Here is a 21,330-nt window from a genome sequence, read left to right on the forward strand (position 1 = left end):
CGGCGCCGCCCCGCCGCCACTCGGGGGCGGTGTCTTACACGCGCCCCTTGGCGGGTTTGGCCACCATCGCCTTCGTCGGCCTGATCGTTGCCATCGCAATAGGCCTTTTTCAAGGCGACTTCACCAAAACCGTGCCGGTGACTGTGGTGTCGCCGCGGGCCGGCTTGGTGATGAACCCGGACGCGAAAGTAAAGATGCGCGGAGTGGAGGTGGGAAAGGTCGCTTCGACCGACGTGCGGCCTAATGGTCAAGCCGTTCTGCACCTCGCGATGCAACCGTCGCAAATGCATTTGATTCCGGCCAATGTGCTCGTCGACATCGCATCTACGACGGTTTTCGGCGCCAAGTTCGTCGAGCTGGTACCGCCCGCCGAACCCTCTCCGCGACCTCTGCGCTCCGGTCAGGTACTCGAGGCCGAACATGTGACGGTGGAAATCAACTCGGTTTTCGAGGAGCTGACATCGGTATTGTCAAGGATCGATCCCGCCAAACTCAACGAGACGCTGGGCGCGATCGCATCGGCGGTCAACGGTCGCGGCCAGAAGATCGGGCAGATGCTGTCCGACCTGGATGACTTTCTGGCCACCCAGGATCCGAGCCTCCCGGCGTTACGCCACGATCTCGCGGTATTACCTGAGGTGGCCAACGCCTATGCCGACGCGGCACCCGATCTAGTCAGGACGGCCCAGAATGCGACCCGGATCAGTCAGACGATCGTGGACGAGCGACGAAACTTGGATGCACTTCTGATCAGCACAATCGGTCTGGCCGATATCGGCAACGAGGTGGTGGGTGGCAACCGGCAGGCATTGACCGATGCTCTGCACGTGGCGGTGCCGACCACCGATCTGCTCAACGAATACCACCAAGCCCTGTGGTGCGGCCTGGGTGGGATGGCCGGAAATTTGCATGGCCCGGCGGCGCCGGACCCCGGTGCGACCGTAGATGTCGGTCTCGAGTTCGGCGCCGAACGTTACAGGTACCCGGTCAACCTGCCCAAGGTGGCAGCGACCGGCGGGCCGCAGTGCCACGACCTTCCGAACATGCCGGTCGATGTGGCCCCACCGTTCGTGGTCGCTGACATCGGTGCCAACCCCTGGCAGTACGGGAACCAACAGCTTCTGCTCAACTCCGACGCGCTCAAACAGCTGCTATACGGGCCCCTAGACGGGCCGCCGCGCAATTCTATGCAGATTGGGCAGCCCGGATGACCGGGTCACGCGCGATGATCGTCAAATTCGGGGCGTTCGCCGCCGTGATGATTCTGCTGACCGTGTTCTTGTTCTTCATTTTCGGCCAATACCGGACCGGTTCGACAAACGGGTATTCGGCGCTCTTCACCGATGCCTCGCGCCTCAAGCCCGGGGAAACAGTGCGGGTCGCGGGAATCCGCGTAGGTACGGTGAACAGCGTCGCGCTGCGCTCCGACAAAAAAGTCCTCGTGAAGTTCGACACCGATCGCAATGTCGTGCTAACCACTGGAACCCGTGCCGTGGTCCGATACCTCAACCTGGTTGGCGATCGCTACCTCGAACTCGTCGACGGTCCCGGTTCCACCAAGGTTCTGCAGGCCGGCGCGGAGATCCCGATAGACCGCACCGCACCAGCGCTCGACCTCGATCTGCTGCTCGGTGGACTCAAACCCGTCATCACGGGCCTCAACCCGCACGACGTCAACGAGCTCACCACGGCGCTGGTGCAAATCTTTCAAGGCGAGGGCGGCACGTTGCAGTCGCTGCTGTCGGAGACGTCGTCGTTCTCAAATACCCTGGCCGACAACAACCAAACCGTGCAGCAACTGATCGACAACCTCAAGACTGTAGTGGGCACGCTCGCCGACGACGGTGACAAGTTCTCCGGTGCACTGGATCGTCTGCAGCGGCTAATCAGCGGGTTTTCGCAAGACCGCAACACGATCGGCGCCGCTATCGACTCCCTTGACAAGGGCACGGCCTCGCTGGCGGATCTGCTGTCCAACGCGCGGCGGCCGCTGGCCGGCACGGTGGACCAGTTGAATCGGTTGGCTCCGCTGCTGGATCAGGACAAGGACCGAATCGATGTTGCGTTACAGCGGGCGCCCGCAAATTACCGCAAGCTGAACCGGCTCGGCGCATCCGGCAGCTGGATTCCCTATTACCTGTGTGAATTAAGCATGCGTGTCTCGGATCTCCAGTACCGGACCGTTGTGGTTCCCATTATGAAACAAGAAGCAGGAAGGTGCGCGGAGCCCACCGAAGAGGAGGTGCGCGCAACCCGATGAATAAGTACCGCGGAGCAGGCCTCATCCGCGCCGGGTTTATCGGCGCCGTCCTGGTGGTGCTCGTCATCGCCGTCGGACTAAATCCCGAGCAATTGATACAGCGGGCGACCATGGTCAGGTATGACGCAGTATTCAGCGAGGCGGGCGGCCTGGTCGCCGGTAACGACGTGATTGTTTCCGGGGTGAAGGTCGGGTCTGTTTCGAAAGTGGCCCTGCACCACGGCGACGCGTTGGTGACCTTCAACGTCAAAGGGACGGTTCAGCTCGGTTCGTACAGCACTGCGCACATCAGAACAGGTTCCCTACTGGGCCAGCGTGTCCTCGCCCTGGAATCAACCGGCAGCGGCACGATGCATCCTCGAGACGTCATCCCGATTTCCCGCACCTCCTCGCCGTATTCGTTGAGTGAGGCGATCAGCGACCTGGCCACCAACGTCGCCGGAACAGATACCGCAACGCTGAACCAATCACTCGACACCCTGTCCGCCACGCTCGACCAGATCGCCCCGCAGTTGGGACCGGCATTCGACGGGGTGACCCGCCTATCGCAAGCCCTCAACGGCCGCAACAAGGCACTCGGGGAGTTGCTCAAGGGAGCCGGTGACATCACCGGCATCCTTTCGCAACGCAGCGAACAGCTCAACACGCTCATCCTGAACGCCAACGATCTCCTCGGGGTCCTGGTGGCTCGGCGCCAGGAGATCGCCCAACTGCTGGCCAATACCTCGGCGGTGGCCACGCAGTTGAGGGGAGTCGTGCACGACAACGAGCAGAAGTTGGCGCCCACGCTGCAGAAGCTCAATGCGGTGACCGCGATGTTGGAGAAGAACCGTGACAACCTCGCCAAGGCGTTGCCGGGCCTGGCGAAGTATCAGCTCACGCAGGCCGAAACCGTGTCGGAGGGGTTCTACTACACCGCGTTCGTACCCAATTTGCTGTTATTCGAGCTCTTCCAGCCGTTCTTCGACTATTTCTGGGGATTCAAAGCTTACGGCACACCGGGGTATCCACCGGACACCGCCGGGCCGCGAGCGCTGTTCCCGTGGCCGTATAACGGCATCCCGGGAGGCTCGCGATGATCTCGCGCAACAGGCTCAAGGTCTGGCTGGCTGTCTTGTTGGCGGCGCTTACCGTCATCGGCGCCGGGGTGGCGATTCGCAATACGTTCTTCCGTCCAAAGACGATCACCGCATACTTCACGACTGCCACCGCGATCTATCCGGGCGACGACGTACGGGTCTCCGGCATCAAGGTGGGCAGCATCTCGGCCATCCACCCGGAAGGTACCCGGGCCAGGATAACCATGCACGTCGACCACGGCGTGCCCATTCCCGCGGACGCCAAAGCCGTGATCGTCGCTCAGAATTTGGTCGCTGCCCGCTACGTTCAGCTCACCCCGGCCTACCGGTCCAGCGGCGCCACCATGCGCGACGGCGCCATAATTCCCGTGGAACGGACCGCGGTACCGGTCGAGTGGGACGAGGTGAAGGACCAATTGATGCGGCTGGCAACCGATTTGGGACCCAACAGCCAGGTGTCGAGCAGCTCGGTCGGGCGCTTCATCGACAGTGCCGCCAACGCGCTGGGCGGCAACGGCGACAAGCTGCGCCAGACGCTGGCTCAACTCTCCGGCGTGGGGCGGATCCTAGCCGACCACAGCGGCAACATCGTCGACATCATCAAGAATCTGCAGACCTTCGTCACCGCGCTCCGCGACAGCAACCAACAACTCGTGCAGTTCAACAACCGGCTGGCCACGCTGAGCAGCGTGCTCGACGACAGCAGATCCGATTTGGACGCGGCGCTGACGAATCTGTCGTCGGCGCTCCCCGAGGTACAGCGGTTCATCGGGGAAACCCGTGACCAGACCTCCGAGCAGGTTGCGCGGTTGGCCGACCTCACCCAGATTCTGGTGGATAACAAAATGGCGTTGAAAAACGTCCTGCACGTCACGCCGAACGCTATCGCGAACGGCTACAACGACTACGAACCCGACACGGGAACCATCCGAGGCGGATTTACGCTGTCGAATCTGGCTAATCCCATAAACCTCTACTGTTCGTCAATCGGAGCGATCGAGAACGTCACCGCGACCGAGTCGGGCAAGCTGTGCGGTCTGTTTCTCGGCCCCGGGCTGCGGGTGGCCAACCCGTTGCTGTTGTTCAACTTCAACTACCTGCCGATCCCCCTCAACCCAATCATGGCGGCGTCGGCGGACCCGCAGAACATCGTCTACACCGAGGCGCGTCTGGCCCCCGGCGGCGCCGGCCCGAAGCCCGGTCCGCCCGAGCTGCCACCGGCGGTATCAGCGTATACGGGTCTGCCCGGCGATACCCCGGAGGCGCCTCCACCGCCACCCCCGCCAGCCCGGATCCCGGGAGCGGCAATGCCGGAGCCGCCAGCGCCAACGAGACCGGCGGAGCCGGCGCCTCCCGTGCCGGGCCTCCTTCCGGCGGAAGGGGCACAACCATGATCGGCCGAGGGCCGGCGCGGCGGATGTTCGCGCTCTGTTCGGTCGTCATGCTGGCCGTGACCGGGTGCGCGTTCAACGGCCTGAACTCACTGCCCCTGCCCGGCGCGGTCGGACGCGGGCCGGGTGCAAACACCTACCATGTCGAGATTGCGAATGTCGGCACGCTGGAATCGAATTCGCCGGTAATGATCGACGATGTCATCGTCGGCAGCATCAGCAAGATGACGGTGCGGGGCTGGCATGCCGATGTCGAGATCTCGGTCAACCCCGATGTCGTGGTGCCCGCGAATGTCGTGGCGAGCGTCGGCCAGACCAGCCTGCTGGGTTCCATGCATATGGAACTCAATCCGCCTCCCGGCCAGCCGGGTCGCGGACGGCTGCAACCGGGAGCCAGCATCCCGCTGAACCGCGCGTCGACGTATCCGTCGACGGAGCAGACGCTCTCATCGCTGTCCGTCGTCATCAATTCCGGCGGCCTGGGGCAGATCAGTGACATCATCCACAACTTCAACGCCGCCCTGTCGGGGCGGGGAGGCGCTGTTCGTGACGTACTGGTTCGCCTCGACAAGTTCGTTCGCACGTTCGACCAGCAGCGCGACGACCTCGTCGCGTCGTTACAGGCATTGAACCGGCTGGCCGGCACGTTTGCCGGACAACGCGACGCCATCACGCAGGCGCTGCGCAAGATTCCGCCCGCACTCGACGTGCTGATCAGCGAGAGGCCGCGCATCGTGACCGCTCTCGACAAGCTGCGCGTATTCAGCGACACTGCCGCCCGCCTGGTCAACGACGCGGGAGGCGACCTGGTGAAGAATCTGCAGAATCTCGAGCCGACGATCGGCGCGCTCGCGGACGTCGGGCCGGATCTGGATGCGGCCATCGCGTACGCGACCCTCTTCCCGTACACGCAGAACTTCGTCGACCGCGCCATCAGGGGCGACTACATCAACATGTTCGCCGTTATCGACTTTACGAACGCGAAGCTCCGCAAGAGCTTGCTACTGGGCACCCACTGGGGACGGTTGGGTGCAGAGGAAGTGCCGGCCCCCGGGGACCCGTATTATCTGCAGTACCAATACACGCCCGATCCGCTTCATCCTGGAGCGCCCGGGCCCGTGCCGCCGCCGGCCGGTTCTCCGCTCACGCCCATCGCTGGGCCCCAGCCGTCATACGGCGTGCAGTTTCCACTACCGCCGCCCGGCGCCCCGCTGCCGCCGCCGATCCCGCAGCGACCGGTGCCTCCGCTGCCGCCGGGACCGGGTGCGCCGCCGGGCCCACCGGAACCGGCGCCCGGGCCGCCGGCCATGGATGGGAGTGGCTGATGCTGACCCGGTTCGTCCGTATTCAGCTGGCGATCTTCACCATCGTGGGGGTTGTTGGCGTGATCGTAATGGCCTTCGCGTACCTGCAGGCGCCAGTGCTGTTGGGTGTAGGACGCATGACGGTCACGTTGGACCTGCCCGCTGGTGGCGGCCTCTACCGGTTCAGCAACGTCACCTACCGCGGCGTGCAGGTCGGCAAGGTCACCGCGGTCGCACTGACCCCGCGCGGAGCAACAGCGACGCTTTCCCTCGGGTCGTCGCCGAAGATCCCGGCGGATCTCCAGGCGGAGGTGCGCAGCATTTCCGCGGTGGGCGAGTATTACGTAGACCTGCGGCCACGGACCGATTCGCCCCCCTACTTGCACGACGGCTCGGTCATCGCCGCGGGCGACGCCACAATTCCGCAACCGATCGGCCCGTTGCTCGACAAGACCAGCGCATTGGTCAACAGCATCCCCAAAGGCAAGCTCGGGGCATTGCTCGACGAGTCGTTCAAGGCATTCAACGGAGCTGGCTACGACTTCCAATCACTGGTGGACTCGTCGGCCCGGATCTCCGGTGACCTCAACGCCGTCGCCGATCGCGCGCGAACGCTGACCGACGACACGGTGCCGCTTCTGGACTCGCAGGCGCAGACCACTGACGCCATCCGGCTGTGGGCGCGCAGCTTGGCCGGATTCACCGGGCAGGTGGTGACCAACGACCCACAGGTGCGTAGCCTGCTGGAAACCGGGCCTGGCGCAGCGGACGAGGCGTCCCGGCTGCTCGACCAGTTCAAACCGACGTTGCCGGTGCTGCTTGCCAACCTCACCACAGTCGGCCAGATCTTGGTGACCTATCACCCCTCACTCGAGCAAATACTGGTCTTGCTGCCGCCGTTTGTTGCCGCAATCGCATCCTTCACCGCCCCGAAAAGCCCGATCGGGTACGCCAAGGGTGATTTCGCCGTCGTCGTCGATGATCCGCCGGGATGCACGGTCGGGTTCCTGCCGCCCAGCGAATGGCGTTCTCCGGCCGACCTCACCATCGCCGACACCCCGGACGGCCTGTACTGCAAGCTGCCCCAGGATTCACCGATCGCCGTTCGCGGCGCGCGCAACTACCCGTGCATAGAACATCCGGGTAAGCGGGCGCCGACGGTTGAGATCTGCGACAGCGACAAGCCCTACGAACCGCTGGCGCTGCGGCAGCATGCTTTCGGCACCTATCCGCTGGACCCGAGCCTGGTCGCCCAGGGCATCGCGCCCGATGACCGGGTCAATTGGTCCCGCGACCGAATCTTCGGACCGGTGGAGGGGACGCCGCTGCCGCCGGGATCGCCTGGGCCGCGGGGAACACCACCAACGCCGCCGGGAGCGCCGGCACCGCCACCGGCAGTGCCGGTGGGGGTTCCTCCCATCGCGCCGGCCGACGTCCCGGATGGTGCGTCACCGCCCCCGCCCGGGCCCGGAAGCACGCGCCCGCAGGCGGCTCCAAGTGCGTTCGGTGGCAACGCGTCTGGATCCCATCCATCGGTGGCCATCGCCCAATACGATCCGCGTACCGGTCGATATGTCGGTGCGGACGGCCGACTATACCGGCAGTCGGACCTCGTCAAGCCGTCGGCACCGAAAAAATGGCAGGACATGCTTCCCACGTGAGGCCGATGGGCGCTCTACGGCGGCGTTGCTGGACACCGGTCCGTGGTTGCTAGACAAGGAGACTGGTTACGTTAGCTTGTCGAGCCGGAACGGCATCTCGACCACGAGCCACTTGTTGACGCGGCAGGCGCCGCTGGGCCCGATCGTCTTATCCTTGCCGGCCAGCGTTGGCGACCCAAGTTCGAAACCGCCGTTCGAGTCCACAGGAAAGAACGAGTACGTCTGCTGTCCCGGGTAGGAGCTGCCGTCGGGGCACGTCTCCCAGTTGGGCAGCTCGCGTTTGACCCACCACATTTCGCCGTCCAGCATATACATTCGTGCGCTCCAGCCCTGGTCGCTCGTCACCTGGCCTTCGCACTCCTGAACATCCGTGCACGTCGAGGTGATAGTCCAGGTGGATGTTACGGTCGGCTCGTCGTGAAACGCTTGGTTGGTCTTTGCCCACTGTCCGACCGACGTGGCGCGGTAGGTTCCATTGATGGCAATTCCCTCGGTGGACGCCCCAGCCGATGGCACGGTAACTGAACTGCCAATCACCAAGGCAGTCAAGAGTGTCGCGCTTGCGGTTGTGCCCCTTGAACGCATCATGTGCTCCTCGACGCGCTTGAGTTTTCGGCCATGCCTATTGTGCGGTTCTCCGCAGCGAAATCTCAGGTGAGACAGTAGCACCGTCCCGACGGTCATGCGACGGTTCCAGCGATTGCACGAGAAGCGAAATTTCATAAACTATCGAACTTGTCAATTAGCCAGCGACCTTTAACCTTTAACAGCGTTACCCGAACGCTGTTCGTCGTTTTCAGCGGCCCGGGCTTTTCTGTGCTTGATGTCTTTTGTTCGATGAACATCAGCACAATGGCCGAACTTTGTTGGAGCTTCGACACGGCGGCTCGGATCACGCGGGTAGTCGTCGTGATTTGTCCCCGCTGTGCCGCCGGCGCCACGATTTTCGCGGTGAACTGGTTGTAGTAGGACTGGTAATTGTCTGTGAGACGCCACTTGGCGTTTTCGAAATCGCGCGTCAGGTTGTCGGGCGAATACGACAGGAGCGCAACCGCACCGTCCGAAGCTGCCCTGATGGCCTCGTGCGCAGCCGCCTTGTCGGTTTGCCGGTCTGGGCGGTACTGAAAGTAGAATAAGCCGGCAGCGGACCCTATCGTCGATATCAGTAAGAGCATCAACACAATTGAACGCCACCTGCTCAGGCAACGCCGAATCCAGTGTCCGAACGAGCTGATCAGGCGACGAGGTGCCGGTAACGCGTCGGGTCGCGTTGCTTCGTCGTCGATCTTTGCATGGTGGACTGTCACGGCAAGAGGTCGGCTCTCGAGAGCTTGAACCGATCGCCGTCGCGCTGGATGGTCGCAATCACTCGCCACGACCGCGGCGGCGGTTTGCTCTTGTCGGGATTTACCACCTCAGCTTTCGCCGCGACCAGGACAGTCGCCGAGTCATCCGTCATCGACTCGACGGCCACAGCTTTCACGTCCACCTTTGTGCTGACCCTGGACTGCTCGACCGCCTTGACGAGGTCTTCTGCCTCGAGCAGCAACCCGGCCTTGAGAGGGCCCGTGGCGTCGTCGATGATGCGCTGCACATCGTCCCGGGCCCTGCCTGCATCAATCGACATCAGGAATACGACATCCTGCCGCGCTGCAGCCACGAACTCTGCAGCGCGCTGTCGCTGCGCGACCGCGGTGCGATGATATTGCACCACATAGCCGCTCGCTCCAAGCGCAATACACATGAGTACCACCGCCGCACCCAGAGCCAGAGTCATCCGTCCTGGGCGGCGCAGCCACCGCCGCGGCAGCAATCGGGACCGAGGCAAGCCTGCCGCTGCGGACCGTTCCTCGCTGAGGCTGCCATCGACCGCCGCATCCTCGATGTCTCCGCCGTCCGCCATGTGGACAGCTTCCTCATTCCCAGCTAGGACACCGGCTTTTTCGCTCAGCCGTCTGGCGCGGACGCGGACCTCGTATGCCCGCGCTTCAGCCAGGGCGGCAGCTTCCTCTGCTTGCGCAACCGAAATCGGCGGTCCGGAACTCGTGGCTTCGCCGCACGCAGGCGAAGGGCCATCGCCCCCATCGGCATCAAGCGCCTCAGGCATACGCTCACGCGATGGCATGTCACCTCCCAGCAGCGGGCCCGCCATGCTGAAACCCATCTTCTCAGAACACGAGAGTTTTACTCTCAATTGTGAGAGAGTAATGCAGTGCGATTCGTCGCGGTAGCACTGGCCGCGTTGCTCGGGATGAGTCTGTTGACAGCGCCGCAGGCAGGCGCGGGTCCGACTGTTTGCGACTACCCAGACTGTACTCCCGGTATCACCCCGCACATGGTTCTGGGCGCCAACTGCGACAACACCACCTACTACGTTTTCGGGACCGCCGACTACGACGTCTCTTTCGCCACCCAGCCCGGACGACTGATGTTCTGCGGTTCACCGCGACGGTTTGAGCCCAGGTGGTTCCGGTCTCCGCCAATGGCTGGAGTCAAAGAGGAGAATTCCAGTTGCGCCCAGTGGCCGGAATACTATGTCGCGCAGGCGCCCGACGGTCTGTTCCTGGCCTGCGTAGCGCAGAACGGTCACTCTCGCTGGGTGCGTGGCGACACCTAGTGTCCTGGGTCGTTAATTCGTATGCAGTAATTGGCGACGGACTCCAGGATCTGGTCGGCGGTCTTCGTCCAGACGTAGGGCTTGGGGTTGTCGTTCCAGGTGTCGATCCAGGCACGGATGTCGGCGTTGAGTTGTGGCACCGAGGTGTGGGTGCTGCGGCGCAGTTTCTTGGTGGTCAGTTCGGCGAACCAGCGTTCGACGAGGTTCAACCACGATGAGCTGGTCGGGGTGAAGTGCAGGACGAACCGAGGATGGTTGGTCAGCCAGCGTTGCACCGCCGGCGTCTTGTGGGTGGAGGCGTTGTCGAGCACGACGTGGCAGTCCAGATCGTTGGGTACTTCTGCGTCGATTTTCTTGAGGAACGCCAGGAACTCCTGCGCGCGGTGACGCGAGTGCAGTGACCCGATCACCTTGCCGGTGGCCAGATCGAGCGCGGCGTAGAGACTGGAGGTGCCGTGGCGGACGTAGTCGTGGGTGGCCTGCGCGGGTGTGCCGGGCAGCATCGGGAACACCGGCGCGGTGCGGTTGAGCGCCTGGATCTGAGTTTTCTCATCCACACACAGGACCATCGCGCGCTCCGGCGGGTTCAGGTAGAGCCCGACGAGGTCACGGACCTTGGCCACGAACAGCGGATCCTTGGATAGCTTCCACGAATCCTGTTTGTGGGGAGCCAATCCGAACGCCCGCCAAACACGGGAGACCATCGACTGACTCAGTCCCAGGTGCTCGGCCATCGACCGCGTCGACCACTGCGTGGCATCCGGTGGCGTGGTCTCCAACGTCGCGGTGATCAACGCTTCGATCTGTTCGTCGCCGACCACTCGCGGCCGGCCCGGCCGCGGCTCGTCGAGCAGTCCGTCGCAGCGCTTCTCGGCGAATCTGCTGCGCCACTTACGAATCGTGCCGCGAGTCAACTCCAGCCGATCGGCCACCTCGACATTGCTGCCGCCATCGGCACACGCGAGCACGATCCGCGCACGCTGGGCCAAGCCGGCCGCGCTGTTGCGCCGACGCGCCCAGCCCTCCAGTTCGACACGTTCGTCACCGGTCAACACGATCCTGGCAGCATGCGGAGACGGCATTACCCATACTAACAAGAGGAACCGAATTAACGACTCACGACACTAGAAGCGGCTTCTAAGGTCCGCATCGGCGCCTTCACGCCGTATCGTCCGACTCGGTCGCGATGAGTCGGCGGATCGTACGCCTAAGCTGAGAACGCAAGTTACCGTCGCTGACGTCGGCGACCAAGGGATGTAGGACACCAACTGCGATGGCGCCCGACAGCATCGCCGCCGAGACTCGCGCGTCCTCGGCGGCGTTGTCGAGGAGCACGCGGTAGAGCCGCTGGATGAAATGCTGGAACGGTTCGTGCTCGGCCAGCAACCGTACGATCACGGGATCGAACTGCAGCGTGCTTGCGGCCCCGCGGCGCTCGACGGCGACGTCGATGACCCGGTCGAGCAGCACTTCCCGCGCCCTGCTTCGGTGGTGATCCGCCTCCGCGGCCTCCAGCGCCTCCTCGAGACCCCCGAGCTCGCGCTCCGTGAGCGCGATAATGATTTGCTCCTTGGTCTTGAACTGGTGGTAGACGGCGGCCTTGGTGACCCCGATGGCGTCGGCGATCATCTGCAGCGAGGTTCCACCCACGCCGTGCTCGCCGATGAGCTGCAGCGCGGCGTCGAGGATGCGCGTCTGCGCGGGACTGCGCGTGATGAACCGAAACCGGCTCCTGGTCTGCGGGGATACCACACCGGAAGCGTAGCCGATCGGCTATTGACCGCGGATAGCCGATCGGCTAGTTTTCCTGACTAGCCGAGCGCAGCCAGACGACCTGGCGCGCTGGAAGGAGTCACCGATGACCGACATCGGCGCCAACCAAACTCCGGACGTTCCGCGAAACGCGTTGCGGCGCATCGATGGTGAGCTGATCCTGCTGTGGACGTTGCCGGCGACGCTGATCATCTGGATCGCCGGCTTTGTCCTGTTTCCGGGTTTCCATCCGCCGATGTCACCCACCATGACGGCCGAGCAGGTCGCCGCGTTCTACCGCGATCCTGCCCACCTCCCGGAGATCCGGTACAGCATGATCGTGTTCAACTGGTTCGGCGTGTGCCTGGTGCCGATTCTGGCGCTGATCGTGCTGCAGATCCGCAGGATGGCGCATCGGACACCGATCTTCTCCTACGCGATGCTGGGCTGCGTGGCCGGCGGTCCCACTCTTTTCCTCATCGCGAACGTCTGCTGGCTGCTGGCCGCCTTCCGTACTGAACGCAGCCCCGAGTTGACCCAGTTGCTCAACGACTTCGCCTGGATAACTTTCACGATTCTCGTTCCGTTCCTGATCGGGCAAAGCGTGATTCTTGCCCTGGCAATCTATTTGGATGATCAGCCACGCCCTGTCTTCAAACGCTGGGTGGCCCACTTCAACGTTCTCGTGGCGGCCATGCTGATACCCGCGGCATTCGTCGGCGTGACCCTGACCGGCCCGCTGGCCTGGAACGGCTTCCTGTCCTTCTGGGTGAAGAACGTTGCCATTGCCGTCTGGATCGTCGTGATGGGCGTCGCTTTGGGCCGGGCCGTCTATCAGGAACGCGCCGAGAACGGCAGGCGCGGCGCGGAACTGGTCGACGCATGAGTTGCCCTGTGTCAAGCCGCTCCGGGTTGTGGTCGGTTGAGCAGTTGTTGGAGGGCTCGGTGGTGGGCTGGGTCGTAGGTGGTGTTGTCTTGCCAGCAGTGCCAGATGATGTAGAGCCAGGCGCGGGCGAGGATGCGGACGGCGTGGGGGTGGTCGTGTCCGCGGGCTCGGGCTCGGTTGTAGAGGTCGGCGGCCCAGGGGTTGGCGCGTCGGCTGTCACCGGCGAAATCGCAGACGGTGTCGCGGAGTTGTTTGTCTGCGGCCCAACGGAATCCCACGTGTTTGCCTTTTCCGGATTGGCGGGTGGAAGGGGCGACGCCTGCCAGGCAGGCCAACGATTCGGGCGTGGGGAATCGGGCGTGGCAGTCGCCGATCGCGACTATGCGGGCGGCGCGGAAGGTGCCCGAGCGGGGCAGGCTGGTGAAGATGTGGGCATCAGCGTGCGTGCTGAGTTGTTCGGCGATGCTGTCGTCGAGGGTTTTGATCTGGTCGTTCAATGTGGTCAGGGTCGCGACGTAGGCGGCGGTGATGGTGGTTCCGTTGAGGCCGGTGGCGCCGCGTGTGGCATTGGTGAGACGGCGGTGCAGTTCGCGGGGGTGCGTGCGGCCGCTGTAACGGACGCTGGCCAGCCAGTTGGCCCAGCGGGTGACCGACAGCCAGTCGGCACGCTCCTGGCAGTCGAAGCGGTTCAAGAAGGCCAGTTTGATCGGCGAGTCGATCTCTGCGAACAACCCGACGGCGCCGGGAAAGACGATCATCAGGTGGGCGCGCAGCTGGTGGTTGGCGACCGCGACGCGGTGAGCGACGAGGTCCTTGCGGCCTCGACAGGTTTGGCGCAAGGCGACGGTGGCTGGGCTATCGGGCAGCAGGGGACGCAGCCGTGCACGGTCGGTGCGCAAAGTGTCGGCCAGGACGAAGGCGTCGAAGCGGTCGTCTTTGTTTCCCGCCGATCCGTAGCGTCCGCGCAGGTTCTGGAGTTGATGGGGGCTGATGATCACCACGGTGATGCCGGCCTCGAGCAGGGCGGCCACAACCGGGCCGTCTGGGCGTTCGATAGCGACTTCACGGGCACCGGCTTGATCCAGCGTGGTGAGCATATCGCGGAGTCCAGCCGCGTCGTGACTGATCGCATTGCGGGTGGTTTCGCGGCCGCTGGCGTTGACGATCGACAGTGCGTGATCATCACGCGCCCAGTTGATTCCACACGTGAGCCCGTTGACGGGTTCCGGTGGCAGGGTATTTCGGGCAAACTTCATGACAGCCTCCTCGCTGCTAAGCCCAGTGGGGAGGCACCCTCGTGTGATACCGGGGCACGACTGCTCGTTCGCTCACCGTGCGGCGCTCAACGGCGCTTAGCCCTGTCGACGGTCGGCGTGCCCCGGGTAACCGCCGGCCCCCGCAGAACTCATGCTGGACGTCAACGGCGTCGAGCGAGCAGGGCGATGAACCAGCAGCCACCTCGGGTGCATCGACGATCCATCCAAGATCACCGACACACCGGATCGTGCGCCAGTCAACCCTCAGAACAGATCAACGACACACGGATGGTGCACCAATGAGCGCGGTGGTGACGCCGTCGTCGTCCGCGCCTACGCCGCCTTCGGGGCCACTGCATCACCGAATCGGTTGGCACCTGCGGCACGGCCCCAAGCGCGAGCTCTGGCTGGCCTGGGGGATACTCGTCGTCTTCTACAACCTCTTCTTCCCAATGTTTTTCATCGTGGCACAGGTTCAGCCACCGCCGCAGCCCACCTGGGACCTAGTGACGCAGGTGCACTGGTTTAACGAACGCCACCTCGCGATACCTGTCGGCTTTGGCATCATCTTCGCCATCGGCGGCATGATCGCGGTCAACAACGCCCTCATCGCGTATTCGATGCGGCGAATGTCGGTCAGTCCGGCGTTCGGGTATTCGTATCTGGTCATCTACTCGCTCAGTGCGATTCCCGGCCTGTACCTGCTCTGCATCGCGCTGATCGTCGGGACGCTGCGGGAAGACCGAGACCCCGAAGCGATCGGTTGGCTGTACGACTTCGCCTTCTTGTCTTTCGACGGGACCATGGGAGTTTTCCTGATCGGCTCGTTGATCTGGATGGCCGCGATCTTGCTCGACAAGAATCGGGTCTTCCCCAAGTGGTTCGGCTATCTCAACCTGTGCAACGCGCTCACCGAGGTCGTCGTGGCACCGTGCTGGATCTTCCGGCGTGGCGTGTTGGCGTGGAACGGTCAGATCGCCTGGTGGCTGGACATGGTCGTGTTCGGTGTCTATCAAGTCACTTTCATCGTCATGTTGTTTCGCATGATCCGGCGCGAGGACTTTGGTACCGGCCCTCTCCCGGAGTTCAAGCGGGAGGTTTCCCGGAAAACGGTGGCCGCGTGATGACCGGGGTAGCCGAGAAGAGGGCACGCGCCAGGTTCGTTCCGGGCCAGCCAGACATGTGGGTTTTCGTCCTATTCGAAACGCTGGTCTTCACAGGGTATTTCGGCTTCTACCTGTTCTACCGCAGCCGAAGCCCGGAGCTTTTCCTGCACTCTCAGGCGCAGCTCGACCTGCGTATCGGGGTCTTCAACACGTTGGTTCTGTTGCTGAGCTCCTGGTCGGTGGCGCGGTGTGTTCAGTCGGCTAGGGCCGGCGCCTACCGCGCGGCAGTGCGCGACGTCTTCCTCGCGGCCGCGTTCGCCGCGGTGTTCCTCTGTTTCAAGGTGTTCGAGTGGGCCCGGTTGGTTCGCATGGGAAACGGCCTGGACAGCAACGACTTCTTCACCTACTACTTCTTCCTGACCGGAATCCATTTCGTGCACCTGCTGATCGGCTTCGTGGTGCTCGGTGTCATCGTCTACCAACTTCGAAGCCCGGCCCGGCGATCCCAGGAGCTGGTCGAGACATGCGCCACCTATTGGCACACCGTCGACTTCCTCTGGGTGCTCATCTTCGCGCTGCTGTACGTGGTGAGGTGAGAAGGTGATCGCGTTCAACAAACGGCTGTTGGTGGTGTGGCTGGTGCTGGCGTCGCTCACCCTGGGCTACCTGTTGATCGATCACTCGGTGGATGGGTCGTCCGGGCCGAGCGCGGTGGTCACGTCGAGCGTCATCGTGATCGCAGTCATCAAGGTGCGCATCATCTTTCGCGAGTTCATGGAAGTCAGGCAGGCGCCGGTCTTACTGTGCCGCCTGACGGACGCCTGGGTGATACTCATCGCGGTGAGTCTGCTGAGCTGCTACTTCGTGGGAACGATGATCCGCTAGCTCGCAACGCCGATGTCAAGGGCGTGTACGCCGCGCCGGCCCTTACCCCTTCGGTGTGAACGTGAGGTGGAGTTCGCTGAGGCCGCGCAGGATGTACGTCGGCTCGTAGGTGTACCGCCGGTCGCCGGCCGGCCCGTGTTTGACCTCGTTGATCTTGATGTCGCCCATTAGGTCCAGGATGCGTTCGATGGAGACGCGACCCTCCACCCGGGCCAGCGGTCCGCCCGGGCACGAGTGCACGCCGCGCGCGAACGCCATGTGCTCGCGGACGTTCTTGCGGCGGAGGTCGAACTCGTGCGGGTTGTCGAACCGGCGTGGATCGCGGTTGGCCGCGCCGGGCAACACCATGACGACGGTGCCGGCGGGGATGTCGACGCCGCCGACCGTGGTGGCCCTGCGGGCCAGCCGGGAGTCGCTTTTGACCGGGCTGTCCATCCGAAGTGATTCCTCGATGAACCCGGGAATGAGGCTGCGGTCGTCGCGCAGCTGTTGCTGGATGTCGGGCCGGTCGCCCATCACCTGGAGCGCGGCGCTGAGCAGCTTGGCTGTCGTTTCCTGCCCGGCGGCGAAAAGGAAGGTTGCGGAACGGACCACGTCGATGACGTCGGGTGTGGACGCGTCCGGGTATTTCGCCGTCGCGAGGGAGGTCAGCACGTCGTTGCGCGGCTCCCGCCGCCTGTCCTCGATGTAGGAGCAGAACTTGTCGTCGAGCCATTCCAGCGGGTTGACGCCGACGCTCTCATGGTCGAGGGCGCCCACGCGTGTGTCGGGGCGGTCGGCGCCCAACACCACGCGGAACTCCTTGTGGTCCTCCTCGGGGACGCCGAGCAGGTCGGCAATCACCAAGGTGGCGAACGGCTTTGAGTACTCGCTGATGAACTCGCACTCGCCGTTGACCAGAAACTCGTCGAGCTGGCGGTCGGCGAGGCGCCACATGAACTCCTCGTTCTGCTTGAGCCGGCTCGGGGTGAGCAGCTTGGCCAGCACCGATCGGGCCTTGGTGTGTTCCGGCGGATCCATGGTCACCATGTGCTCGTTCATCGGGAAGTAGCTGCGGTGGGCGTCGATCTGCGGGCTGATGTCGTCGCCCTCGGGCTCGAATGGCAGCGGGGGAAACGGGCCCCCGAGGCAGACGATGTTCGAGAACGTGTCGGGATCCTTATAGATTTCGGTCGCCTCGTCGTAGCCGGTGACGGCGACGACCCCATGGTGCGGCAGCCGCAGCACCGGGTTCTGGCTGCGCAGGTAGTCGAAGTAGGGGTGCGGATCGGGCACTAGCGATTGATCGGTGAAGAAGTCGATCGTGTCGAAGCTGGTCATGTCGTGCGTGCCTCCAAGAGCCGGCGTTGGCCGAATGCTGATTCAGCGGCGAGACTCTGCGCCGCCCCAGTCAGATGTCCGTTATCCATGAAGTGCTGAGCACTTGCTTAGCATGGCGGTAATGTCGGGGTCAAGGTCACTGGGGCGTGTCACGATACGATCCGTGTGGTCGGTACGGGCTTGGCGAGAGTATGGAGTGAACTGATGACATCGGCCCGCAGGATCGGGGCGCCGGACGCGAAGAATCGCGGCCTCCTGCTCGACGCGGCCGAGCAGCTGATGCTCGAGGAGGGCTATGCCTCCGTCACCTCGCGGCGGCTCGCCAGCCGGGCCGGGCTGAAACCCCAACTGGTGCACTACTACTTCCGCACCATGGACGAGCTCTTCCTCGAGGTGTTCCGCCGCCGCGCCGAAGAGGGGCTGCAGGCGCAGGCGCGGGCGCTGCAAAGCCCCCAACCGCTGTGGGCCTTGTGGAGATTCGGCACCGATCCCGGCTTCACCCGAATCTCGATGGAGTTCATGGCCTTGGCCAACCATCGCAAGGAGATGCGCGCCGAGATCGCGTACTACGCGGAACGCTTCCGCGAGGAGCAACGCCGGGTGGTGGCCGCCGCGCTGCGGCGTTACGGCGCCGAGAGCGAGGACGTGCCGCCGGTGGTGTGGACGGTCCTGATGACCAGCCTGTCGCGGTTCCTGGTCCTCGAGCAGGCGGTGGGCATATCCGGCGGGCACGCTGAAACCCTGGAGTTGGTCGAGACCTACCTGCGCCGGCTGGAAGGCGAACCGCAGCCCGTGGCTGGGGTACCGCCCACCTGGGTGGTTCACCAGGTGCGCAGCGAACAGAGCGCGCCCTTGGGGCCGATCTTGGAGACCACGACCTTGCCGTCCACCGACAGGTCGCATTGAATGCCGCCCTGTGCCATGGGTTCGCGGCCGGTAGTGACGGTGACCATCGCCCATTGATCGGGGTTCAACAGGTTCACCGGTTGAACCCACGGCTTATCCGGGCCGACGTCGGCGTGGACCTGCGGGGTGAAGGCATACGGGTTGTGGCTGTAGTCGGAGAAGAGTGTCGGGTCCTGGTCCTGGTAGAAGATGTCGACGTAGGCCGGGCTCGTGGACGATACGATGTACACGACCTGATGCCAGACCGGGTCGGCCTGTGCGCGCCCGGTGTTGACCAGCAGGCCCGTCAGCGCCATCAAGATCGCCGCGCCAGCGCCCAACAGTTTCAACGCGGTGCTTGTCATGTCGCTCCTTCGGCTGCCGGGCGCCGACTGGCGGTGCGGTTCATGACCCGCTCTGCGGCCCGCCAGTGTGCATCGGCAACCCACAGCCGCGCAAAGGATGCTATCGCTTCGTCCGCAGAAATGCCGCTGATTGCCCGCTTTATCTCGGTCGCCGGGTGGCGGGCCAGCGACCTCGCGATGGATTGCCAACCCTCGTCGAACGAGGCGCGGGGGAACACCCGGTCCACCAAGCCGACTCGCTCGGCCTCGGCGGCGGTGAGGGCGGTTCCGGTACCGGCCAACAACAGCGCCCGGCTCTTTCCGACGAGCTCGGCCAGCCGCTCGGCGCCGCCCCAGGCCGGCATGATCGCGAGCTCCACCTGATTGAAGGCGATCTTGATGTCGTCGGCCGCCAGCCGGATGTCGGCAGCAACGGCGACTTCGGCGCCACCGCCGAAGGCATGGCCGTTCAGCGCGGCGATCACTGGAGCCGGAAAGCTGGCAAGCTGATCGCAGATCGCCCGCATCCGCTTGGCCATCGCCGCCGCGTCCTCTTCGGTGCGCAGCGCGCGCAGCTCCTTGAGGTCGCCGCCGGATACGAAAGCCCGGTCTCCCGCGCCCTTGATCACGAGGGTCTTGGCGCCCCCCGCCGCATCGAGCGCCTTCTCCAGCTGCTGCATGGTGTCCAGCGCGATTGCGTTGCGCGCGTGCGGGCGGTCGATGGTGAGCACCGCGAGCCCGCCATCGATCTCTAGGTCCACCATGCGTTATCGCTCCAGTGAAAAAGACTGCGGATCACCGATATTGGCATTCTCTTTCGGGGAGAATAACATCGTCGCAGCAGGTCCAGAAGTTTGTCACCGAGATCGAGGTGCCAGGGTGCATAACCGAATCGTGGTGGTAGCCGCCGCGGCGCTTGTCGTCGGGGGCCTTGACGCCTGTAGCCTCAAGCCGCAAAGCGCGGTCTCTAGCACGGCGTCGGTGACCGTCAACGGCTACGACACGAACTTCCGTCTAATCAAATGCAGCCAGTTGGAATGGTACCGGACCATCGATATCGGCGGCGATTTCGCCGGAGCCAAGGTTGTCATCGATCAACGAGCACAGCCACTAACCGCCGAGTCGGTGCACATTCAAAATCTACGGGGCTTCACCGGCATGTACTCCGCGCATGACGGGAACGGCGCGGTCACGAACCTGAGCGGCGACAGGTTTACCATCACCGGCACCGCCACCGGCTATAAGTCCGACAAACCCACCGAACCCGCTACCGCGACGTTCAAGATCGTCGCAACCTGCTGAGAGTGCCGGCCAGAACCTCCAAAGGAGGGGCGCGTTGCGATTCGACGCTCGTAGAGAATAGTATTCTCGTAAATCAAGAAGGAGGATTCCATGGGCCAGTTGTCGCATCGTGAAGACGTCCCGTTTCCGATCTTTGACGCGGATAACCATCTCTACGAGCCGCCGGAGGCGCTGACCAAGTTCCTGCCCAAGGCATACAAGGACTACGTCCAGTACGTGCAGGTCAACGGGCGCACCAAGATTGCGATCCGGGGCCACATCAGCAACTACATCCCCAATCCCACGTTCGAGGTGGTCGCCCGGCCGGGCGCGTGGGAGGAGTACTTCAAGTACGGCAACCCGGACGGCAAGAGCAAGCGCGAGCTGTTCGGTGAGCCGATGCGCGCGATCCCGGCGTTCTTCGAGCCCGGCCCGCGCCTGGAGAAGATGAACGAGCTGGGACTGGACCGCACCCTGATGTTTCCGACGCTGGCCAGCCTGCTCGAGGAGCGGCTGCGCGACGACCCGGTGGCCATCCACGTCCTGATCCACGCGCTGAACGAGTGGCTCGACGAGGTCTGGGGCTTCAACTACCAGAACCGGATCTTCACCACCCCGGTCATCACCCTGCCGATCGTGGAGAAGGCGATCGAGGAGCTGGAGTGGGCGGTCAAGCGCGGCGCGCGCTGCATCCTGATCCGCCCGGCCCCCGTCCCCGGCTTCCGCGGCCCGCGGTCGTTCGCGGTGCCCGAGTTCGACCCGTTCTGGGAGCGGGTCGTCGAGCACGACGTGCTGGTCGGCATGCACTCGTCCGACAGCGGCTACTCCCGGTACACCTCCGAGTGGGACGGTGCCGAGCAGGAGATGCTGCCGTTCCAGACCAACGCGATGGGCATCCTCAACGAGTGGCGGCCCATCCAGGACGCGGTGGGCTCGTGGGTGATCCACGGCGCGCTGTACCGCCACCCCAAGCTGAAGGTCGCGATCGTCGAGGCCGGGTCGAAGTGGATGACCCCGTTGCTGGACGGCCTGGCCGAGGTCTTCCGGAAGGCCCCGGAAGTCTTCCCGAGCGACCCCGTCGAGATGGTCAAGAGCCGCATTCACGTCAGCCCGTTCTTCGAGGACGGCATCGACGATCTGGTCAACCTCGTCGGCGTGGACCGGGTGCTGTACGGCTCGGACTGGCCGCACCCCGAAGGGCTGGCCGAGCCGACGTTCTACGTCAACGCGCTGTCGCACCTGTCGGTCGACGACCAGGCGAAGATCATGGGCGGCAACCTCGGCCGGCTCGTCACGGTGTGAC

General features: G+C 64.0%; 23 protein-coding genes. 14 read left to right on the plus strand and 9 right to left on the minus strand.

What is annotated here, in order from left to right; translation table 11 throughout:
- Positions 1-29 precede the first annotated feature (29 nt).
- From HMPREF0591_RS11095 to HMPREF0591_RS11120, 6 genes are read left to right on the plus strand one after another with little or no spacing between them, the layout of a single operon-like run.
- Positions 30-1,211: an MCE family protein gene (locus HMPREF0591_RS11095; protein WP_244268874.1), complete on the plus strand. Its 1,182-nt coding sequence runs from the start codon at positions 30-32 to the stop codon at positions 1,209-1,211.
- On the plus strand, positions 1,208-2,260 hold the full coding sequence (locus HMPREF0591_RS11100; RefSeq protein ID WP_007168630.1) for an MCE family protein: 1,053 nt from the start codon (positions 1,208-1,210) through the stop codon (positions 2,258-2,260). The genes HMPREF0591_RS11095 and HMPREF0591_RS11100 overlap by 4 nt, the downstream gene beginning before the upstream one ends.
- Positions 2,257-3,339, plus strand: a complete 1,083-nt coding sequence (locus HMPREF0591_RS11105; RefSeq protein ID WP_007168631.1) for an MCE family protein — start codon at positions 2,257-2,259, stop codon at positions 3,337-3,339. Before HMPREF0591_RS11100 ends, HMPREF0591_RS11105 begins: the two co-directional genes overlap by 4 nt.
- Positions 3,336-4,733 carry an MCE family protein gene (locus HMPREF0591_RS11110; RefSeq protein WP_007168632.1) on the plus strand — a complete coding sequence of 466 codons (1,398 nt, stop codon included), beginning with the start codon at positions 3,336-3,338 and terminating at the stop codon, positions 4,731-4,733. Before HMPREF0591_RS11105 ends, HMPREF0591_RS11110 begins: the two co-directional genes overlap by 4 nt.
- Positions 4,730-6,055: an MCE family protein gene (locus HMPREF0591_RS11115; protein ID WP_007168633.1), complete on the plus strand. Its 1,326-nt coding sequence runs from the start codon at positions 4,730-4,732 to the stop codon at positions 6,053-6,055. The genes HMPREF0591_RS11110 and HMPREF0591_RS11115 overlap by 4 nt, the downstream gene beginning before the upstream one ends.
- Positions 6,055-7,695, plus strand: coding sequence for an MCE family protein (locus HMPREF0591_RS11120; protein ID WP_007168634.1), 1,641 nt, complete (start codon positions 6,055-6,057; stop codon positions 7,693-7,695). The genes HMPREF0591_RS11115 and HMPREF0591_RS11120 overlap by 1 nt, the downstream gene beginning before the upstream one ends.
- Before the next feature lie 66 nt (positions 7,696-7,761).
- Here HMPREF0591_RS11120 and HMPREF0591_RS11125 read toward each other — a convergent pair whose 3' ends face one another.
- The 3 genes from HMPREF0591_RS11125 to HMPREF0591_RS11135 form a co-directional block, all read right to left on the minus strand.
- On the minus strand, positions 7,762-8,280 hold the full coding sequence (locus HMPREF0591_RS11125) for an Rv2253/PknI dimerization domain-containing protein (RefSeq protein WP_036455474.1): 519 nt from the start codon (positions 8,278-8,280) through the stop codon (positions 7,762-7,764).
- Positions 8,281-8,414: 134 nt separating this feature from the next.
- Positions 8,415-8,870, minus strand: a complete 456-nt coding sequence (locus tag HMPREF0591_RS11130) for a twin-arginine translocation pathway signal (RefSeq protein ID WP_231504830.1) — start codon at positions 8,868-8,870, stop codon at positions 8,415-8,417.
- 128 nt (positions 8,871-8,998) lie between these two features.
- Complete coding sequence (locus HMPREF0591_RS11135; protein WP_244268876.1) at positions 8,999-9,889, minus strand: hypothetical protein; 891 nt, start codon at positions 9,887-9,889, stop codon at positions 8,999-9,001.
- Between the two features lie 57 nt (positions 9,890-9,946).
- Here HMPREF0591_RS11135 and HMPREF0591_RS33850 point away from each other — a divergent pair, with 57 nt between their 5' ends.
- Entirely contained in the window at positions 9,947-10,312 is a 366-nt protein-coding gene (locus HMPREF0591_RS33850) for a hypothetical protein (RefSeq protein WP_036454650.1), read from the plus strand.
- Here HMPREF0591_RS33850 and HMPREF0591_RS11145 read toward each other — a convergent pair.
- Positions 10,309-11,394 (minus strand): IS630 family transposase, encoded by a 1,086-nt coding sequence (locus tag HMPREF0591_RS11145; RefSeq protein ID WP_007168639.1) that lies wholly within the window; start codon positions 11,392-11,394, stop codon positions 10,309-10,311. The two genes, HMPREF0591_RS33850 and HMPREF0591_RS11145, sit on opposite strands and share 4 nt — an antisense overlap.
- Positions 11,395-11,470: 76 nt before the next feature.
- Positions 11,471-12,064, minus strand: a complete 594-nt coding sequence (locus HMPREF0591_RS11150; RefSeq protein WP_007168640.1) for a TetR/AcrR family transcriptional regulator — start codon at positions 12,062-12,064, stop codon at positions 11,471-11,473.
- Between the two features lie 106 nt (positions 12,065-12,170).
- Here HMPREF0591_RS11150 and HMPREF0591_RS11155 point away from each other — a divergent pair, with 106 nt between their 5' ends.
- Positions 12,171-12,950, plus strand: a complete 780-nt coding sequence (locus tag HMPREF0591_RS11155; protein WP_007168641.1) for a hypothetical protein — start codon at positions 12,171-12,173, stop codon at positions 12,948-12,950.
- An 11-nt stretch (positions 12,951-12,961) separates the two neighbouring features.
- On the opposite strand, the gene HMPREF0591_RS11160 is transcribed toward HMPREF0591_RS11155, so the two are convergent.
- A complete protein-coding gene (locus HMPREF0591_RS11160; RefSeq protein ID WP_007168642.1) occupies positions 12,962-14,206 on the minus strand; it encodes an IS110 family RNA-guided transposase in 1,245 nt (414 codons plus the stop codon).
- A 299-nt stretch (positions 14,207-14,505) separates the two neighbouring features.
- On the opposite strand from HMPREF0591_RS11160, the gene HMPREF0591_RS11165 reads away from it, so the two are divergent.
- From HMPREF0591_RS11165 to HMPREF0591_RS11175, 3 genes are read left to right on the plus strand one after another with little or no spacing between them, the layout of a single operon-like run.
- The gene (locus HMPREF0591_RS11165) at positions 14,506-15,330 is read left to right on the plus strand and encodes a hypothetical protein (RefSeq protein WP_007168644.1); all 825 of its coding nucleotides are present in this window, start codon (positions 14,506-14,508) and stop codon (positions 15,328-15,330) included.
- Entirely contained in the window at positions 15,330-15,908 is a 579-nt protein-coding gene (locus tag HMPREF0591_RS11170) for a cytochrome c oxidase subunit 3 family protein (RefSeq protein WP_007168645.1), read from the plus strand. The genes HMPREF0591_RS11165 and HMPREF0591_RS11170 overlap by 1 nt, the downstream gene beginning before the upstream one ends.
- A 7-nt stretch (positions 15,909-15,915) precedes the next feature.
- Positions 15,916-16,197 carry a cytochrome C oxidase subunit IV family protein gene (locus HMPREF0591_RS11175; RefSeq protein ID WP_036455485.1) on the plus strand — a complete coding sequence of 94 codons (282 nt, stop codon included), beginning with the start codon at positions 15,916-15,918 and terminating at the stop codon, positions 16,195-16,197.
- A gap of 42 nt (positions 16,198-16,239) precedes the next feature.
- On the opposite strand, the gene HMPREF0591_RS11180 is transcribed toward HMPREF0591_RS11175, so the two are convergent.
- Positions 16,240-17,517 carry a cytochrome P450 gene (locus tag HMPREF0591_RS11180; RefSeq protein ID WP_007168647.1) on the minus strand — a complete coding sequence of 426 codons (1,278 nt, stop codon included), beginning with the start codon at positions 17,515-17,517 and terminating at the stop codon, positions 16,240-16,242.
- 204 nt (positions 17,518-17,721) lie between these two features.
- Between HMPREF0591_RS11180 and HMPREF0591_RS11185 the strand changes: the two genes are divergently transcribed.
- Positions 17,722-18,423, plus strand: coding sequence for a TetR/AcrR family transcriptional regulator (locus HMPREF0591_RS11185; RefSeq protein ID WP_020821659.1), 702 nt, complete (start codon positions 17,722-17,724; stop codon positions 18,421-18,423).
- Here the strand turns inward: HMPREF0591_RS11185 and HMPREF0591_RS11190 are convergent.
- Together HMPREF0591_RS11190 and HMPREF0591_RS11195 are read right to left on the minus strand one after the other, a co-directional pair.
- On the minus strand, positions 18,339-18,767 hold the full coding sequence (locus tag HMPREF0591_RS11190) for a hypothetical protein (protein WP_007168649.1): 429 nt from the start codon (positions 18,765-18,767) through the stop codon (positions 18,339-18,341). The genes HMPREF0591_RS11185 and HMPREF0591_RS11190 overlap by 85 nt on opposite strands.
- On the minus strand, positions 18,764-19,510 hold the full coding sequence (locus HMPREF0591_RS11195; protein WP_007168650.1) for an enoyl-CoA hydratase/isomerase family protein: 747 nt from the start codon (positions 19,508-19,510) through the stop codon (positions 18,764-18,766). The genes HMPREF0591_RS11190 and HMPREF0591_RS11195 overlap by 4 nt, the downstream gene beginning before the upstream one ends.
- Positions 19,511-19,625: 115 nt before the next feature.
- Here HMPREF0591_RS11195 and HMPREF0591_RS11200 point away from each other — a divergent pair, with 115 nt between their 5' ends.
- Together HMPREF0591_RS11200 and HMPREF0591_RS11205 are read left to right on the plus strand one after the other, a co-directional pair.
- Positions 19,626-20,048, plus strand: a complete 423-nt coding sequence (locus HMPREF0591_RS11200; protein ID WP_036454657.1) for a lipoprotein LpqH — start codon at positions 19,626-19,628, stop codon at positions 20,046-20,048.
- A 90-nt stretch (positions 20,049-20,138) separates the two neighbouring features.
- The gene (locus HMPREF0591_RS11205) at positions 20,139-21,329 is read left to right on the plus strand and encodes an amidohydrolase family protein (RefSeq protein ID WP_007168652.1); all 1,191 of its coding nucleotides are present in this window, start codon (positions 20,139-20,141) and stop codon (positions 21,327-21,329) included.
- Position 21,330 lies beyond the last annotated feature (1 nt).

This window comes from Mycobacterium parascrofulaceum ATCC BAA-614, from assembly GCF_000164135.1.
In the GTDB taxonomy this organism is placed as follows: Bacteria; Actinomycetota; Actinomycetes; order Mycobacteriales; family Mycobacteriaceae; genus Mycobacterium; species Mycobacterium parascrofulaceum.